General features: G+C 66.8%; 16 protein-coding genes and 1 riboswitch. Of the genes, 9 read left to right on the top strand and 7 right to left on the bottom strand.

Features of this window, described 5'->3' with window-relative positions; translation table 11 throughout:
* Positions 1–12 precede the first annotated feature (12 nt).
* Both NGB94_RS13175 and NGB94_RS13170 read right to left on the bottom strand, forming a co-directional pair.
* Positions 13–963 (bottom strand): type IV toxin-antitoxin system AbiEi family antitoxin domain-containing protein, encoded by a 951-nt coding sequence (locus NGB94_RS13175; protein WP_325791113.1) that lies wholly within the window; start codon positions 961–963, stop codon positions 13–15.
* 406 nt (positions 964–1,369) lie between these two features.
* Positions 1,370–2,011 (bottom strand): VOC family protein, encoded by a 642-nt coding sequence (locus NGB94_RS13170; RefSeq protein ID WP_325791111.1) that lies wholly within the window; start codon positions 2,009–2,011, stop codon positions 1,370–1,372.
* Between the two features lie 124 nt (positions 2,012–2,135).
* A riboswitch (SAM riboswitch) is annotated at positions 2,136–2,252 on the top strand.
* Between the two features lie 65 nt (positions 2,253–2,317).
* On the opposite strand from NGB94_RS13170, the gene NGB94_RS13165 reads away from it, so the two are divergent.
* Genes NGB94_RS13165 through NGB94_RS13155 form a run of 3 tightly spaced genes read left to right on the top strand, consistent with a single transcriptional unit; the run spans position 2,318 to position 5,326 of the window.
* Positions 2,318–3,634: a bifunctional o-acetylhomoserine/o-acetylserine sulfhydrylase gene (locus NGB94_RS13165; protein WP_325791110.1), complete on the top strand. Its 1,317-nt coding sequence runs from the start codon at positions 2,318–2,320 to the stop codon at positions 3,632–3,634.
* Positions 3,631–4,767, top strand: coding sequence for a homoserine O-acetyltransferase MetX (metX, locus tag NGB94_RS13160; protein ID WP_325791109.1), 1,137 nt, complete (start codon positions 3,631–3,633; stop codon positions 4,765–4,767). Before NGB94_RS13165 ends, metX begins: the two co-directional genes overlap by 4 nt.
* A 25-nt stretch (positions 4,768–4,792) precedes the next feature.
* Positions 4,793–5,326: a DUF3995 domain-containing protein gene (locus NGB94_RS13155; protein ID WP_325791108.1), complete on the top strand. Its 534-nt coding sequence runs from the start codon at positions 4,793–4,795 to the stop codon at positions 5,324–5,326.
* 7 nt (positions 5,327–5,333) lie between these two features.
* Here the strand turns inward: NGB94_RS13155 and NGB94_RS13150 are convergent, their stop codons facing one another.
* Positions 5,334–6,125: an SGNH/GDSL hydrolase family protein gene (locus NGB94_RS13150; protein WP_325791162.1), complete on the bottom strand. Its 792-nt coding sequence runs from the start codon at positions 6,123–6,125 to the stop codon at positions 5,334–5,336.
* A gap of 187 nt (positions 6,126–6,312) precedes the next feature.
* Between NGB94_RS13150 and NGB94_RS13145 the strand changes: the two genes are divergently transcribed.
* Complete coding sequence (locus NGB94_RS13145) at positions 6,313–6,966, top strand: alpha/beta hydrolase (protein WP_325791107.1); 654 nt, start codon at positions 6,313–6,315, stop codon at positions 6,964–6,966.
* Between the two features lie 2 nt (positions 6,967–6,968).
* Here NGB94_RS13145 and NGB94_RS13140 read toward each other — a convergent pair whose 3' ends face one another.
* Positions 6,969–7,199, bottom strand: a complete 231-nt coding sequence (locus NGB94_RS13140; protein ID WP_325791106.1) for an RNA-binding S4 domain-containing protein — start codon at positions 7,197–7,199, stop codon at positions 6,969–6,971.
* Positions 7,200–7,310: 111 nt separating this feature from the next.
* Between NGB94_RS13140 and NGB94_RS13135 the strand changes: the two genes are divergently transcribed.
* From NGB94_RS13135 to NGB94_RS13125, 3 genes are all read left to right on the top strand, one after another.
* Positions 7,311–8,297, top strand: a complete 987-nt coding sequence (locus NGB94_RS13135) for a DMT family transporter (RefSeq protein WP_325791105.1) — start codon at positions 7,311–7,313, stop codon at positions 8,295–8,297.
* 157 nt (positions 8,298–8,454) lie between these two features.
* A complete protein-coding gene (locus NGB94_RS13130; protein ID WP_091606354.1) occupies positions 8,455–9,843 on the top strand; it encodes a glycine--tRNA ligase in 1,389 nt (462 codons plus the stop codon).
* Positions 9,843–10,748 (top strand): GNAT family N-acetyltransferase, encoded by a 906-nt coding sequence (locus NGB94_RS13125; RefSeq protein WP_325791104.1) that lies wholly within the window; start codon positions 9,843–9,845, stop codon positions 10,746–10,748. Before NGB94_RS13130 ends, NGB94_RS13125 begins: the two co-directional genes overlap by 1 nt.
* Positions 10,749–10,824: 76 nt before the next feature.
* Here the strand turns inward: NGB94_RS13125 and NGB94_RS13120 are convergent, their stop codons facing one another.
* From NGB94_RS13120 to NGB94_RS13110, 3 genes are read right to left on the bottom strand one after another with little or no spacing between them, the layout of a single operon-like run.
* A complete protein-coding gene (locus NGB94_RS13120) occupies positions 10,825–11,388 on the bottom strand; it encodes a TetR/AcrR family transcriptional regulator (RefSeq protein WP_325791103.1) in 564 nt (187 codons plus the stop codon).
* Between the two features lie 40 nt (positions 11,389–11,428).
* Positions 11,429–13,552 (bottom strand): YhgE/Pip domain-containing protein, encoded by a 2,124-nt coding sequence (locus NGB94_RS13115; protein WP_325791102.1) that lies wholly within the window; start codon positions 13,550–13,552, stop codon positions 11,429–11,431.
* Entirely contained in the window at positions 13,552–14,229 is a 678-nt protein-coding gene (locus NGB94_RS13110; protein ID WP_325791101.1) for an ATP-binding cassette domain-containing protein, read from the bottom strand. Before NGB94_RS13110 ends, NGB94_RS13115 begins: the two co-directional genes overlap by 1 nt.
* Before the next feature lie 148 nt (positions 14,230–14,377).
* Between NGB94_RS13110 and NGB94_RS13105 the strand changes: the two genes are divergently transcribed.
* Together NGB94_RS13105 and dusB are read left to right on the top strand one after the other, a co-directional pair.
* Entirely contained in the window at positions 14,378–15,802 is a 1,425-nt protein-coding gene (locus tag NGB94_RS13105) for a YibE/F family protein (RefSeq protein ID WP_325791099.1), read from the top strand.
* A gap of 241 nt (positions 15,803–16,043) precedes the next feature.
* Positions 16,044–17,216 carry a tRNA dihydrouridine synthase DusB gene (dusB, locus tag NGB94_RS13100; protein WP_325791098.1) on the top strand — a complete coding sequence of 391 codons (1,173 nt, stop codon included), beginning with the start codon at positions 16,044–16,046 and terminating at the stop codon, positions 17,214–17,216.
* Positions 17,217–17,219: the final 3 nt, after the last annotated feature.

Raw genomic sequence — 17,219 nt, 5'->3', positions numbered from 1 at the left:
TTGGCAGCGGGATCAGCGACGTCGTTTTCGGGGCAGGCCCGCCCTCACCAACCGCTGAACCAGTCCGTCGGGATTCTGCGGTGAACCCTGGAGGTCGGCCCAGGACCAGCGTACGAATCCCACTCCGGTCGCCCGAATCGCGTCTTCACGCTGCTTCTCCCTCAGCAGTGCGTCCCGCCCAAGCTGCTGCATTCCGCCCGGGCGCTCGCCGTACTTGAGTGCACCGTCGAACTCTCCGACCACGTTTTGCTCTTCCCAGAAGAAATCAGTCCGGCCAAGCAGCCGCCCGTCCGGACCGTGGAACTCGCGCTGCAATACCGGGGCCGGGATTCCCTGCCGGTACATGAGCGCCCTGGAGTAGGACTCGCCGGGTGATTCGGAGCGGGCATCTGCGAAGTCGATGACCCGCGTCGCCCGCGCCTGCTTGGTTGCCGCGGCATATTGGCCTGCCAGGCGCCGAAGATGTTCCTTGTCCAGCGCTGGGAGTTTCTGGGCGTGGTCGATTCGAAGAACATGGTCCATGGCTGGCACGGCCTGTTCGAAGGGTAAATATGCGGCCATGTCCACGGCTGTCTGGGCGCGTGACGTGACTTGGATGCCGTCAATACTGGCCACAGGTTCAAGCAGGCGCCGCTCTGCCCAGCGCAGGTCGCCACGGGAACGTCCATGCGTTGCGCCTCGTGCCAGCAGCATGACCCCGGCTTGGCGTCCAACTACGGGAAGGCACCAGACTCTCGCAGCTGACTCCTGAATGAGGATTCTGCCCGGTGTCTGGTCACCTGCCACCGCCGCGAGCCTCACTCGTTCGCGCTCCCAGGGAGCGAGGCCCCGCCACTGCTCGGCGAGGATATAGACCCCCCGTCTGAGTCGAACGAGTTCTCCCTTGGAGCACCTGCGTGCCAGATCCCGGCGGCTCGTTCCGTCCAGGTCGGCCTCAGAGGAGAACACGAAAGTGGTGGGCATGGGATCACTCTGCAGCCTGGTTGCCGTGTCCGGCGGTCAGGGAGCAAATTTGTGGAAAGAGCCGCGAAATCGAACGGCCTCAGGCCAAAACCCTCCACTTGGGGACCTGCCCGCCACTTTGGGACTATCCTGCCGTCGCGCCGCGCAGGATTGTCCCCGGCCGGCAGGGATGTCCCGAAGTGGAGGGAAACTGTGCCGGGGGGGTGTGCCCAGTCGGCGGGGATGTCCCGAAGTGGAGGGAAACTGTGCCAGGGATGTGCCCAGCCGGCAGGGATGTCCCGAAGCGGAGGGAAACCGTGCAAACAACCCGGCGAAAGTGAAAACGCCCCGGCTTGTGACGATTCCTCTCCGGCGTACCGGAGCGGTCGTCACAAACCGGGGCGTTTTGCGCGAACCGGGAGCCGAACTAGATCTCGACGAGACCCTTCTCCGTAGCAAAGGTGACAGACATGATGCCCGGGGTGCCCTTGGGGGAGACCCAGGTGACGTCCACGGACTCCAGCGGCTTCTCCACGGGCATGCCCAGCCACTCGGTTACCCGCGCAGCAGAGCCGGCAATGGTGAGCGACTGCAGTGAGACCGTGCCTTCGAAGGCACGGGACGGGTGGAGGTCCGCCTTGTCTTCATCCCATCGGAGCATGTAAGGAACCTGCGGGTCGGCGATCAGGCCGTTGATGCCGATCTGCCGCCAGGTGAGTTCCTGTCCGTCGGGGAACTTGCGGTTGCCGGGGACGGAGGAGCGGCCAAGGCGTTCTTCGAAGGGAGCAAGGTCCTCAACGGCAACGCACCAGCCCATCCAGCCGCCGCCGGCTTCGGAGCGTGCACGGACGGCCTGCCCAAAGGGAGCCTTGTCCGACGCGGGGTGGTTCAGTACTTCAACAACCTCAACATACTGGTGGTTGGCCAGCGGGAGGATCATGTTGCGGGTACCAAAACGGGGGTGGACTCCGCCCTTGACGAAGTCGGTTCCCAGGGCAGCAGCAATGCGTTCCGTGGTGGCCAGCAGGCCGTCGGATTCGCAGGCGTAAGAGACGTGATCCAGGCGCATGCGAACATCTTGGCACGTTGTGACGTGTGTCTCGACTAAGGCAAGCCTAAGGCGCGTAATGAGCAACTTTCACGCTGCGTCATATGGGTTGCGCAACAGCCGGAGCGTTGGTTCTATAGGTACAGGTCATGAGTGCCAGCAGATAGCCCCGGCTTGCTGGCCGGCAACCCTCCAACCGCGGTGGGGTGCCCCGGGTGAAGACCTGGCCGTACGCAAACAGGCGTACCGGCAAGCGCGGGCCACACGTGTCGCTCCGGTGTATTCCGGCTGAGACCCTGTGGGGCCCCTGGTCATAGGGAGCACAAAATGTCTGCCAACTGGTCCTTCGAAACCCGCCAGATCCATGCAGGTCAGGAGCCCGACGCCGTTACCGGCGCCCGCGCCCTGCCGATCTACCAAACCTCGTCCTTCGTTTTTCCCAGCGCCGAAGCCGCTGCGAACCGGTTCGCCCTGGCTGAGCTGGAACCGATCTACACCCGGATCGGCAATCCCACCCAGGAAGCAGTCGAGAACCGGATCGCGTCCCTCGAAGGCGGCCTCGGTGCCCTGCTGCTCTCCTCGGGCCAGGCCGCCGAAACCTACGCCATCCTGAACCTCGCCCAGGCGGGCGACCACATCGTTGCGAGCCCCAGCCTGTACGGCGGCACGTACAACCTGTTTAAGCACACGCTGAAGAAGTTCGGAATCGATGTCAGCTTCGTCGCGGACCCGGACAGCCTGGACCAGTGGCGGGAAGCAGTCCGGCCCAACACCAAGGCGTTCTTCGGCGAAGTGGTTTCCAACCCCCGCCAGGACGTGCTGGATATCGAGGGGATCTCCGCCGTCGCGCATGAGGCCGGCATCCCGCTGATCGTGGACAACACCCTGTCCACCCCGTACCTGATCCGGCCCATCGAATGGGGTGCGGACATCGTTGTGCAGTCGGCCACCAAGTACCTGGGCGGGCACGGAACCGTGATTGCCGGCGTGATCGTGGACTCGGGCAACTTCGACTTCGGCGCCGATCCGGAGAAGTTCCCCGGCTTCAACACCCCGGACGAGAGCTACAACGGCCTGGTCTACGCCCGTGACCTGGGTGCAAACGGAGTCCTCGGCGCCAACCTGGCATTCATTCTCAAGGCGAGGGTACAGCTGCTCCGCGACCTGGGCTCGGCCTTGTCGCCATTCAATGCGTTCCTCCTGGCCCAGGGCCTGGAGACGCTGAGCCTGCGCATGGAGCGGCACGTTGAAAACGCCGTCGCCGTCGCGCGCTGGCTGGAAGCGCACGACGACGTCATATCGGTTGCGTACGCAGGGCTGGAGTCGAGCCCCTGGTTCGAAAGGGGACGCAAGTACGGCCCGCGCGGAACCGGGGCGATCGTGTCCTTCGAAATCGAGGGCGGCGTCGAAGCCGGCAAGCGCTTCGTCGACGCGCTGGAGCTGCACTCCCACGTGGCGAACGTGGGCGACGTGCGCTCGCTGGTGATCCACCCGGCGTCGACGACGCACAGCCAGCTCGGTGCTGAGGCGCAGGCAGCCGCCGGCGTGACCCCCGGCCTGGTGCGCCTGTCTGTGGGACTGGAGCACATCGATGACATCATCGCGGACCTCGACGCCGGTTTCCGCGCCGCCAAGGGAGCATGAAGTACAGCGTGACCACGTATCCTCCTGCACCAGAGCACCCCGTCCGTCTACAGGACGGCGTGCTGCAGTACGCCTCGATCGGTGACCTGGCCCTTGAGACCGGCGGTGTCCTGCCGGACGTAGTGCTGGGCTATGAAACATGGGGCCGGCTGAACGGCGACGCCTCGAACGCCGTGCTGGTTCCGCATGCCCTTACCGGCAGCACCCACGTGGCCCAGGGCTGCACTGACGAACCCGGTTGGTGGGACGGCCTGGTGGGTCCGGGCAGGACTATCGACACCAACAGGTTCTTCGTGGTCTCGATCAATATGGTTGGCGGCTGCTACGGTTCCACAGGGCCGGCGTCCGCCGATCCGGACGGACTGCCGTGGGGGTCCCGCTTCCCGTTTGTCACCATCCGCGACTCCGTCCACGCAGAAGCCCGGCTGGCGGACCAGCTGGGCATCCGCCGCTGGCACACCGTGCTGGGCGGTTCCCTCGGCGGTGCCCGTGCCCTCGAATGGGCGGTAACGGAACCCGAGCGGGTGGCACGCTGCGCGGTGATAGCCGCGACGGCAGCAAGCACGGGTGAGCAGATCGCCTTCGCCCAGGCGCAGGTGGCGGCCATTCGGCTGGATCCGGACTACAACGGCGGGGACTACTACAACGGACGCGCCCCGCTGGCCGGCCTGGGGCTGGCCCGCCGGATCGCGCACATCACTTACCGCTCCGAGGCAGAACTGCAGTACCGGTTCGGCCGGACACCGCAGCCGGGGGAGGACCCGCTGGGAGCGGCGCTTCCGGCGGAGCGCGGCCGGTACCAGGTGGAGAGCTACCTGGACCACCAGGGACAAAAACTTGCCGGCCGGTTCGATGCCAACAGCTACGTCATCCTCACCGAGGCGCTGATGAGCCACGACGTGACCCGGGGACGGGGCAGCCTGACCGAAGCCCTCGCGGGCACCCGGGCGCAGTTCCTGATAGCAGCCGTGGACTCGGACCGGCTGTACTTCCCCGAACAGTCCCGCGAACTGGCCGCAGCGCTTCCCGGCGAGAACCGCGTGCACCTGATCAGTGCGCCCATTGGCCACGACGGTTTCCTCACCGATGTGCTCCAGCTCCAGGATGTTCTGCGGCAGGACTTCTTCGCCTGAGCACTGCGCGGCACCATGGGGGGGGATGCGCAGTGCACCGCAGGAACCGCCGCGGCCAGCGGGCACCGGGACCCGGCGCGGAATCATTTTCCTGTGGGCCGCCGGCGTCCTGGGCCTGGTCCACGCGTCCTTCAGCGCGTACTGGGCCCTCGGCGGGCAGTGGCTGCTGGGCACGGTGGGCGGCTTCGCCGTACAGGCCAGGCAGGAGTCTCCGGTGCAGGCTGCGCTGGTCCTCACCGGTGCCGCGCTGCTCAAGGCAGCAGCAGCGGTTATTCCGCTGGCCTCCGGGTACGGCAGGTTTCCGTTTCCCCGGCTCATCCGGGTCCTCTGCTGGGCAGGCGGCACCGGTTTGGTCCTGTACGGGGCGGTCAACACAGCAGCAGCCTGCGCAGTGCTGGCCGGCTGGATCCCGGCAGGACCGGACGCTGATCTTGAAGGGCTGAAAGGCCACGCCTGGCTGTGGGACCCGCTGTTCTTCGCCTGGGGTGCAGCGCTGGTGGTTTATCTGTGGCTTTCGCGGACGGGGCCGGCACGGCCGGCCCCGTCCACCGCCGGCTAGCCCCGGCTCAGCGGACCGGTTCCGCGCCTTCGGAGGAGCCCTGGGGCATGCGCTGGCCGAAGTAGGGGCCGGCATCCGGACGCTTGGCCGTTATCCCGTCACCGGAGGAGCGCCGGCGGACCCGCCGCATCACCCACGGCATCAGGTATTCGCGGGCCCAGAACAGATCCTCGGAGCGCGCGGTCCGCCAGTTCTTGGGCGGAAGTTCCTTGACCTTGGCGGGTTCGAGGGTATGCGGAACCCCCAGGGTTTCCAGGACCATGGCCGCAATGGTCTGGTGGCCCATCGGAGAGAAGTGCAGCCGGTCTGGCGCCCACATCTGCTGGTTGCTCAGCTCCCGCAGCGCCCACATGTCCGCGATGACGGCGTCGTGCCGCATGGCGACGGTGCGCAGGTTCTCGTTGTAGATGGCTACCCGTCCGCGGACGCTGCCCAGCACCGGGGTGGCGCCAATGTCCGGTCCGGTGAAGAGCACCACGGTGGCCCCGGTTTCCCGCAGCCTCGCGATCGTCGTGTCCATGGTCTCGGCCAGCCGGTCGGGGTCGCCGCCGGGGCGGATGACGTCGTTGCCGCCGGCGCAGATGGTCACCAGATCCGGTTTCAGGTCGATGGCGGGCTGGACCTGCTCCGCCACGATCTGGTTCAGCAGGCGTCCGCGGATCGCCAGGTTGGCGTAGGCGAAGTCGTCGTGCCCGGCAGCGAGTTCCTCTGCCAGCCGGTCGGCCCAGCCGCGGTGTCCGCCTGGACTCTCCGGGCTGGGATCTCCAATTCCTTCAGTGAACGAGTCGCCGATCGCCACATACCGGTTGAAGGGATGGTCCGGGTGGCCTTGGACCGGAGCAGCCTGCGCTGCCGGACCGGAGCCGGTCTGCTGTTCGGATGATACTGGGGGGTGCTGTGCATTTTCGGTCACCAGACCATGATTGCCCGCGGGTGCCTGGCTACGCGACCGTAGGTTGGCCCAGCCGCATGCCAGAATGGGTTTTATGACTGAAAACTCCCCCTGGAACCCCGTTGTGCTCTTCTCCAAGCCGGAGGAGGAGCGGGCCGGAACGCCGCTGCTGGTGCTCTTCCACGGCTACCTGGCCAACGAGGAAGACCTGATGGGGCTGGCACAGTACCTTCCGCAGGAGTTCACCATCGCTTCAGTGCGTGCCCCGCAGGCGCTGGGCCCGGGATACAGCTGGTTCCCGCTGATGCACGAACCGGAGTACTCAGTGGACCGGGTGGTTGCGGCAGTCCAGGACGTCTCGGACTGGCTGGACGGCACCAGGGAACAGCACTCCAGCGTCAGCCTGCTCGGCTTCTCCATGGGCATGGCGGTGGCCAGCACGCTGATGCGGCACCGGCCCGAGGAGTTCGCCGCCGTCGTCGGGCTTTCCGGTTTTGTGGTGCCGGCCGAAGGAAACGGCTTCTTCCATGACGAGGAGCTTGCAGCACTGAAGGTGCCGTTCTTCTGGGGACGGGACCAGGCCGATCCGGTGATCGACGCCGAGCGGATCGAGTACACCCACGCCTGGCTGAACGGCCACACCAAGCTCACCAAGGTGCTCTACGCGGGCATGGGACACAGCATCAACATGCAGGAACTGGGACACGTGCGGGAGTTCCTGACCCACACGGTCCTCGGTTCCCGGTAGGGCTAGCCGCCGGAAACGATCCGCACGGCCTGGCTGTTCACCTCAACGGTGTCGCCGGCGTGCAGCTGCCGGCCGCGGCGCTCCTCGATGTCGCCGTTGACCTTCACCAGGCCGTTTTCGATCAGTTCCCTGGCCTCAACGCCGTCCTCGGCAAGGCTGGCGAGTTTCAGTGCCTGGCCAAGGCGGATCATGTCGTCACGGATGGGCAGGTCCTGGGGATCGGTTGAACTCATGGATCCTATTCTGCCGGAGAAAGCGTACGACGCCGGTACACGGGCAGCTGCGCAGGCTCCGGGAAAATGCGCGGGGCGGGGGAGGAGCCCAACCGGGAGTAATGTGAAACGGTGCCACAGCCTGCCCGTATCCCCGCCGCCGTCGGACTTCCCCTTGCCCTTGCCTCCGGGGTTGCTATTCCCGCCCAGTCCCGCATCAACGGTGCCCTGGGCGTAGCCCTGGACGATTCCCTTGCCGCCGCGCTGGTGAGCTTTGGTACCGGACTGGCCGTGATGATCCTCGTCACTGCCGTGTTTCCGCGCGGCCGGGCCGGTTTCGGGCAAATCCTCCCCGCCCTGCGGGAAAGGCGCTTTCCTCGGATCTACATCCTGGCCGGTGTCATCGGAGCATGGTTCGTGCTCACACAGACGCTGACCATCGCCGTCCTGGGGGTTGCCGTCTTCACCGTTGCCACGGTTGCCGGCCAGACGCTGACCGGGCTGGTGGTGGACCGGATGGGCATTGGTCCCGGCGGCAAGAAAACCCTCACCATCATGCGGGTAGTAGGGGCAGTGCTGACCATCGCCGCCGTCGCGTGGGCCGTGAGCCCCAAGCTTTCCGGCGGCGGGGGAGGCGCCGACTGGCTGCTGACCGTGCTGCTGCCGCTGAGCGCCGGCATGGCCATGAGCTTCCAGCAGGCCATGAACGGAACCACCGGGATGCATTACGGAACCCCCATCACCGCAACCCTGATGAACTTCGTTTCCGGATTCGCAGCCCTGCTGGTGGTCTGGCTGGTCAAGGTAGCGGTGTCCGGTTTCGGCAATCCGCTGCCGGACACCTGGTGGTACTACCTCGGCGGAGTAATGGGCTGCATCTTCATTGGCGTCAGCGCCATGCTGGTGAAGACGCTCGGTGTCCTGCTGACCAGCCTTGGCCTGATCGGCGGGCAGCTGATCGGGTCCCTGCTGCTGGATCTTTTCCTTCCGGCTCCGGGCTCCGTCGTCGTCGCCGCGACCGTGCTGGGCACTGCCCTGACGCTGGTGGCGATCGTCATCGCCACACTGCCGTGGAACATGCCCGGATTCCGCCCCTGGGCGCGGCGGCGCAACGGGTAGCCGGCTTTCGCTGCCGTGACCTTAAGCTGGTATCTATAGGTTTTGCCCTCCGGCCCGCACCTGCGCACTTCCGCGCCGGAAAGCGAGGCGGAACGGGATCAAAAGCGGACCGCACCCAGCGGCCTGCGTGAGCAGAAAGAACGGCGGTACCATTCACATGGCTTCGACCAAATCCAAACTGGATCCGATCATCTCCCTGGCCAAGCGCAGGGGCTTCGTCTTCCAGTCGGGTGAGATCTACGGTGGTTCGCGTTCCGCCTGGGATTACGGGCCCCTCGGCGTAGAGCTGAAGGAAAACATCAAGAAGCAGTGGTGGCAGTCCATGGTCCGCGGGCGCGACGACGTCGTCGGCCTTGATTCCGCTGTCATCCTCCCGCGCGCCGTGTGGGAAGCTTCCGGCCACGTTGAGGTCTTCTCCGACCCGCTGGTCGAGTGCCTGAGCTGCCACAAGCGCTACCGTGCGGACCACCTCGAAGAGGAATACGAAGAGAAGAAGGGCCGCGCCCCGGAAAACGGCCTGGCGGACATTGCCTGCGCCAACTGCGGCACCAAGGGCCAGTGGACCGAACCGCAGGAATTCTCCGGCCTGCTCAAGACCTTCCTGGGTCCGGTGGCCAGCGAAGAAGGCATGCACTACCTGCGCCCTGAAACGGCCCAGGGCATCTTCGTGAACTTCAACAACGTGCTCACCACCTCCCGCAAGAAGCCGCCGTTCGGCATCGGCCAGATCGGCAAGAGCTTCCGCAACGAGATCACCCCGGGCAACTTCATCTTCCGCACCCGTGAGTTCGAGCAGATGGAGATGGAGTTCTTCGTCGAGCCCGGCACGGACGAGGAATGGCACAAGTACTGGATCGAGACCCGGAAGAACTGGTACACGGACCTGGGCATCGACCCGGAGAACCTGCGCCTGTTCGAGCACCCGCTGGAGAAGCTGAGCCACTACTCCAAGGGCACCACGGACATCGAATACCGCTTCGGCTTCCAGGGCTCGGAGTGGGGCGAGCTGGAAGGCATCGCCAACCGCACCGACTTCGACCTGGGCACGCACTCCAAGCACTCCGGCACCGACCTGAGCTACTTCAACCAGGCCACCAACGAACGCTTCACCCCGTACGTGATCGAGCCTGCGGCCGGCCTGACCCGTTCCTTCATGGCTTTCCTGGTGGATGCCTACACCGAGGACGAGGCTCCCAACGCGAAGGGCGGCGTGGACAAGCGCACTGTGCTGCGCCTTGACCCGCGCCTGGCCCCGGTCAAGGCAGCCGTACTGCCGCTGAGCCGCAACGAGGACCTGTCCCCGAAGGCCAAGGAGCTGGCTGCCCAGCTGCGCCGGAACTGGAACATCGACTTCGACGACGCCGGCGCCATTGGCCGCCGCTACCGCCGCCAGGATGAGATCGGCACCCCGTTCTGCATCACGGTGGACTTCGACACGCTCGAAGACCAGGCCGTCACCGTCCGCGAACGGGACACCATGGCCCAGGAGCGCGTGAGCCTGGACAAGGTGCAGGGTTACCTGGCCGAACGGCTGATCGGCGCGTAATGGCAATCTCTTTCCGCGAATGGCGTGAGGACGACGACCTCGCCCTGATCCAGCTCTGGGGGGACCCGGAGACCGGTGAGGCTGCGCACTTTCGTTCCGTGCTGCGGCCTTCGGCGAACGAGCCGTGGAGCCGGTGCATCGTGGCTGAGGACGACGGCGTGCCCGTGGCCGCCGGCGTTGTCTACGAGACCAGCCTGCACCCGGACCGGCTGTGGGCTTACATCGAGGTGGCCCGGGAGAACCGGCGCGCCGGCCTGGGCTCCACCCTGCTGGGAATGCTGCGCAAGGAAGCCGAGAACGCGCCGTCGGGCGTCACGAAGCTCCGCGCCAAGGTATCCCCGGACACCCCGGGGGCGGCGTTCGCTGCTGCCGCCGGGCTGGAGCCGATCCAGCGTTCCCGGTCAGTGATCGTTGAACCGGGCAAGCTCAAGCTGCCCGTCTTCGAAGACCACGGACCCCAGCTGGAGGAAGCGGCAACCGGGTCGGTGGAACTGACCCGCGCCGTCGCCGACTTCTACAACGCCGTCCACGGCTGGGACCGGGCGGACATGGGGATCGGCCGTGCCCAGCAGATGCTGCTGCACGAGGCGACTGGTGCCTCCGGCGCCGTGGTGCTGCGGGACAAGCCGAAGCATGAAGGCGGGAAGATCGCGGCCTTCGCCGTGAGCTACACCTCCGAGCGCACCGACGCCCCGGCGGACGTGCTGCTGGGCTGGGACACCTCGCTGGAGGAGACCGAAGCGGAAGCTGCGGTTGAATCTCTGCTGGCCATGCTCGCCTACCAGTACCCGGTGCAGCTGGAAGTCGATGACTCGATGACCGCGCTGGTGCGGGTCCTGGAGCCGCTGCTGGCAGCGGGTGCCGCCCGGCAGGACGGGCCGGACACCCTGATCCTGTCCAGCTAGGCCGGGAGCAGGACCCAAACAACGACGGCGCCGGATCCCTGAGGGGATCCGGCGCCGTCGTTGCTGGTATCGGTTTTTAGGCAGTCAGCCGCCCGGAGAGCGTAAAGAGCACCGACTCGGAGACTTCCCGCACGCTGCGCTCGGGAGAGAACGCCAGCCACTCGATGCCGCCCACCAGGACGGCACCGAAGACGGTGCCCGCCATCAGCTCCGCGTCCGTTCGCTCCGGCTGGGTTTCGCGGATGACCGCCGTGAACTCCGCGAGCGCCTCACGCCGAACCGTCTGCAGATGGGTCTGCCAGGACCGATCGGTGCGGAAGATCTCTGCCGCGATGAGCTTGGCCAGCGGCTGGTTTCCGGCGATCACCTCCAGCATGGCGGTGATCATGGCACCCAGTGCGCCGGCTCCGGACTTGCCTTCCCGGGCCTGCCGCAGGGTTTCCGCCAGCGCGCCGATCCCGTCCAGGAGCAGCTGTTCGAAGAGCTTGTCCTTGGACGAGAAGTTGTAGTAGACGCTGCCTTTGGCCACCCCGGCACGCACCGCGACGTCTTCCATGGTGGTGCCGGTGATCCCGTTCAGTGACGCCAGTTCCAATGCGGCATCCAGGATGGAGCGCTTGGTGCCTGTTACCCGTGGCATGCAGTGAGTCCTTTGTTTCTCCGGTGCTTCCCCTCTGATCTTAGAGGTGCAGCTCCGGGTGCAGCCGCTTGATGGTCCACATGCGCTGCCGGCCGGCACTTAGGGCGCTTACCGCCACGCAGGCCGCGGTCAGCAGGCCCAGGACGGCGACGGCGGTCCACATCCGGGCATCCACGCCGCCGGTGATCAGGGCGCGGAGCCCGTTCACCACATAGGTTGCGGGCATGAACGGATGCAGGGCCTGGAAGAAGCCCGGCGTGGTTTCCACCGGATAGGTGCCGCCGGAGGAGCTCAGCTGCAGCATCAGCAGCACCAGGGAGGCCACCCGGCCGGCGGCCGTTCCCAGCACGATGATCAGCATCTGCTGCAGGGCCAGGAACGCCACGGTGGTCAGGTAGAGGAAAGCGCCGGTGCCCAGCAGGTACGCGGGATGGATGTCCAGTCCCCAGACCAGCACGGCCATCATGATCAGCACCTGTCCCAGGCCGATGGCCAGGGCGGGGATGAGGCCGGTGGCTGCGGCGCGGAAACCGGAAATCCCCGCGGCCAGTGCCCGGGTGGGCAGGGCACGGAGCAGCAGCCAGGTGATCAGCGCGCCCACGAAGGTGGCCAGTGCCAGGAAGAACGGAGCGAAGCCTTCACCGAAGCTGTCCGCCTGGGTGGCGAAACCGGCGTCGAGCTCCACGGGGTCCGCCGCAACGGCTGCCTTGGCGCCGATCAGGGAGTCATCGTCCTGCGGAAGGGCGTCCCCGCCGTCGGCAAGTGCATCTGCAAGGGTGTGGCTGCCGGCGGAAAGTTCCCCGGCCCCTTCAGACAGCGCGGTACCGCCGTCGAGCAGCTCACCGGCGCCGGCCGCCAGGTCAGTGGTGCCTCCGCTGAGGGTGGCAGCTCCGGCGTTCAGTTCAGCGGCACCCTGGGCAGCGGACCGGGCACCCGCGTCGACCTGCGCAGAGCCCGCCGCAAGGTCCGAGGCGCCCGAGGAGAGGGCAGCTGCCCCGTCCGCCGCGGACTGTGCCCCTGCGGAAACCTGGGCCGCGCCGGCGGAGAGGTCGGAGCTTCCGGCCGCGAGCTGGCCCGCACCGTTTGCTGCTTCGCCGATGCCGGCCTGGAGGGTGTCCGTTCCGGATGCCACCTGGTGTGCTCCTTCGGCCAGCGGCTGGAGCTGTGCCAGAAGCGGACTGTTCGGATCCTGGGCGGTGATTCCGGCTATCACCCGGTCCAGTCCGGAGGAGACCTGTGCAGCGCCGGCATCCAGCTTCTGCGCCTGCGGAACCGCGCCGCTGAGCTTGCCGGAGAGCAGGGCCAGGTTCTCTTCCAGCGACTGGGCGCCGGCTGCCACGCCTGAGGCGCCGATGGAAAGCTGGGCGGTTCCGTCGGAGAGGGACTGCGCACCCGCGGCGAGGTCGCCGCTGCCAGCAGACAGGGCTGAGGTTCCGGAAGAGAGGTCGTTCAGGCCGGAGGCCAGCGAGCCGGCTCCGGCGGAGAGGCGGAATGCACCGTCCTGCAGGGTGAGCGTTCCGTCCGCCAGGCTGCCCAGTCCAGCGGTCAGCTGGCCGGCACCGGATACGGCGGAATCGATTCCCTCGGTGAGCTCACCGGCACCGGCAGCTGCGTCCCGCAGGCCTGTTCCGGCGTCGTTCAGGCCCACCAGGAGCGTGGAGGCAACCTGGTTGCCCAGTTGGGAGGAGACCGCAGCCTGGACCTGTGCCATCGCCTGCTTGCCGAGCACACCGGCCAGGAAGTTGTTGGAGTCGTTGTAGTCGACCTTGAGCTTCGCTGCCACGGGATGGTCGGTTCCCACGGACACTGCGCTCGCGGAGAAGTCTTCCGGAATCGTCAGGGAGAGGTAATACGTCCCGTCAGAGACGCCGTCGGCCGCATCTGCGGCATCCGTGGCATGCCAGTCCAGGTCTGCGCCGTCCAGGAGCTTCTGTTCGAGTTCTTTTCCGGCGTTGAGGGCTTCACCGTCCCGGTCTGCCCCCTTGTCCTCATTGACCAGTGCCACGGACAGTCCGTCCAGGTGCTTGTCCGGGGAGTCAAAGGCCCACAGGTACAGGGCGCCGTAGATCAGCGGAATGAACAGCATGACAACCACTGCGATCTTCGGAAGGGTGCCGCGCCTAAACCGGCTCAGTTCGGTGCCGGGGGAAAACATGGCAAACATCAGTGCGACTCCTCTGCGATCAGCACGGTGGCGGGCTCAGTCTCGGAACCGCTCCACGGTTGGGTTGGCACCGAGGCTGCTCCGGCAACGACGGCGGTACCGGACAAGGCGATGGCCGCCAGCCGTTCCTCCACCAGGGCGCGCGCCTGGCTGCTGTGCACCTGTTCCAGGTCGTCAACGAAGAGGATGCGCGGGCGGGAAAGCATGGCCAGCGAAATGCGCAGCAGGAACTGCTCCGCCTCGCCGAGGTCCCAGATCACGGTTTTAGCGGCAGGTACGTCCAGGCTGCCAAAGACGGGGCTGCAGACCCGGGCCAGCTGGCGGTCGGAGACCTTGGGAACGAACTGCCACCACGGGGCCAGCCAGGCCAGGCGCTCGCGAACAGCTGCGCCGGCGGTGACGCCCGGCTCCAGGTCGTCTATCCCGCTAAACCCGGCAATGCCGGTCTGCTTCTGGACCTGGCGCGCGTCCCGGGGGAGTGCCGCACCCAGCACCTCGAGGCTCCCGCTTCCGGCTTTCATGCGCCCGGACAGGGTAAGCAGCAGGCTCGTCCTACCGCTCCCCGCCGGACCGCACAGGACGGTGAGCGGATCTTTGACAGTGAAACTAAGCGGGCCGTAGACGCGGCCCCTGGCAGCGGTGAGGCTGAGCTCTTCCGCAGAGATAACCGGTTGCACGAAGTGCCTTTCGGGAAATCGACTTTTTGTACTGACCAGTCAGTCTAGACCCTGAGGGCGGCGAATTCGGAAATCCGCCTGCCGCATGGGGAGAATGGAGGGCGCCCCGCACCGGGCATCCGGTCAGCCCAACCCAGTGAGGACCTGCATGGGACACAGCCACCAGCACGACGCCGGAACCCCCAGCCGCGCGGCGCTCGCCGCCCGCCGAAGGGCCAACCGCCTGCTCACGGCGCTCCTTGTTCCCCTCGGCCTCCTGGCTGTGGCAGGCATGATCGCGCTCTGGCCCAGCGGCCAGCCGGGGGAGATCACCATTGCCGACCCCTACGCCACGGCCCAGGGCGTCAGCATCGACACCGGCTCGGTCCAGCGGGTGGGAATCGAGGACTGCCCGTCCTCGGCAACACTTACCCAGGCCGGCGCCCAGGCGCAGCAGTGCCAGGTAGCCCACGTGCTCCCGTCTTCCGGCGGCGCGGCCGTAGCGGTGGAAGTTCCGCCCGAAGTCGCCAAGACCAACGCCATCGAGGCAGGGGACAGCATCCGCTACCTCAACCTCGAGGGCGTGATGGTGGACAGCGGGGCGCCGCCGTACATCTTCATGGACTTCGTCCGCAGTGTTCCCATCGCCGCGCTCGCCGTGCTGTACGCCGGCGTCGTCATCGCCGTCGCCCGCTGGCGCGGACTGCGTGCCCTGATCGGGCTGGGCGGTGCGTACGCCGTGCTCGCCGGGTTCATCCTGCCCGGCCTGGTCGAGGGCAAGCCTCCGCTGCTGCTGGGACTGGTCGGATCCAGCGTGATCATGATCGGCGTCCTGTACTTCGCCCACGGATTCTCCGCCCGGACGTCGACGGCGCTGCTCGGCACACTCTTTGGCCTGGGCATCACAGCGGGACTGGCTGCCTGGGCCACCGATGCCGCGCACCTGATCGGCGTCGACAACGAGAACGCCTACACGCTGATCAACGCCTCCGATGAGCTGTCCATCTCCGGCATCATTCTGTGCGGCCTGATCATCTCCGGCCTCGGCGTGCTTAACGACGTGACCATCACCCAGTCCTCCGCGGTCTGGGAAATGTACGAACTGGCACCCGGTGCCTCTGCCCGGCGGCTGTTCGCCGGCGCAATGCGCGTGGGCCGGGACCATATTGCCTCCACCGTCTACACCATCGCGTTCGCCTACGCCGGTGCCGCCCTGCCGGTCCTGATCCTGGTCTCCCTGTACGACCGCACCCTGCTTGAAACCCTGACCAGCGGAGAACTGGCCGAGGAAGTGGTGCGCACCCTGGTCGGCTCGATTGGACTGGTGCTGGCGATCCCGGTGACCACCGCCGTCGCGGTTCTGGTGGTCAAGGCCGTGGGTCTCTCCGGTGCCCGGGCGGATTCGGGCGGCGGTGTGGCAGGGGACCCGGAGGAACTCCAGGGTGCCGGGGCTGCAGAACGTGAACCGGCCTGGATTCCGGCTGGTACTGAAACCGGGGACGGGACTGCCCTGGACACCCCCGGCACACGGCGCAGTGCCAGGGCCCGGCGCTCGGCGTCCGGCGTGACTGCGGAGGACCAGGTTCCGGACTAGCAGGCCGCTCCGGTAGGGGACACCCCTGCCACTTCGGGACAATCCTGCCCCGGCGCCGCGGAGGATTGTCCCCAACCGGCCGGGATGTCCCGAAGTGGAGGAACGGGGCGACCCCGCAGTGTCGCAGCCGCACCGGCACAGCAGCAACACCAGCCGCACCGGCACCCCGGGGAGACCCCCGGCAGCAACACCCCCGGCCGAAAGCAGCGCAGGATTTGCACCCGCTTGCGAGAATAGGAAGGTGAGCGTTGCAACCACTAAGACCAGGCTCGAACTGCCGCCGCTGCAGCTGGGCAAACTGACCATTGATACGCCGGTGATCCTGGCTCCCATGGCAGGCATTACCAACAAGGCGTTCCGCCGGCTGTGCCGTGAGTACGGCGGCGGACTCTACGTCACGGAGATGGTGACCTCGCGGGCGCTCGTAGAACGCTCGCCGGAGTCGCTGCGCATCATCCAGCACGACGACGACGAGTCGATCCGCTCGGTCCAGCTCTACGGCGTGGACCCCGTGACCGTCGGCGCAGCCATCCGGATGCTGGTGGACGAAGACCGCGCGGACCACATTGACCTGAACTTCGGCTGCCCCGTCCCCAAGGTCACCCGCAAGGGCGGCGGCTCAGCCCTGCCCTGGAAGCTGGACCTGTTCACCGCGATCGTCCAGACCGCAGTCCGGGAAGCCTCCAAGGGCGGGATCCCGCTGACCATCAAGATGCGCAAGGGCATCGACGAGGACCACCTGACTTTCCGCGAGGCCGGCAAGATCGCCCGCGACGCCGGCGTGGCCGCAGTGACGCTGCACGGCCGTACCGCCTCGCAGTTCTACTCCGGCAAGGCCGACTGGAACGCGATTGCCGAACTCCGTGAATCCCTGCCCGATGTTCCGGTGCTGGGCAACGGAGACATCTGGTCGGCCGAGGACGCCATCGCCATGGTCGAGCAGACCGGTGTTGACGGCGTCGTTATTGGCCGCGGCTGCCAGGGCAGGCCGTGGCTCTTCGCCGACCTGCAGGCAGCCTTCGAAGGCCGTGACGAACGGCACCGCCCCGGGCTGAAGGAAGTCGCGGACAGTGTTTACCGCCACGCGGAACTCCTGGTGGAAACCTTCGGCGACGAAGTCATTGCACTGCGGGACATCCGCAAGCACATGGCCTGGTACTTCAAGGGCTACGTCGTAGGGGGAGAGCTGCGGGCTAAGCTGGCGACTGTGCCCTCCCTGGAGGTGCTCCGCGGGCTCCTGGCGGAACTCGATCCCACTGCGCCCTACCCGGGCGCGGATGCCGAAGGCCCGCGCGGGCGGGCCGGCACACCAAAGAAGACAGCCCTGCCGGAAGGGTGGCTGGACGGCCGGGAACTGAATCCCGCCCAGAAAGCCATCATTGCGGCAGCCGAACTCGATGTATCAGGTGGCTAAGAA

It is taken from the genome of Arthrobacter koreensis, assembly GCF_035792275.1.
Lineage (GTDB): Bacteria > Actinomycetota > Actinomycetes > Actinomycetales > Micrococcaceae > Arthrobacter_B > Arthrobacter_B koreensis_A.
This window is presented reverse-complemented; position numbering and strand designations above follow the sequence as displayed.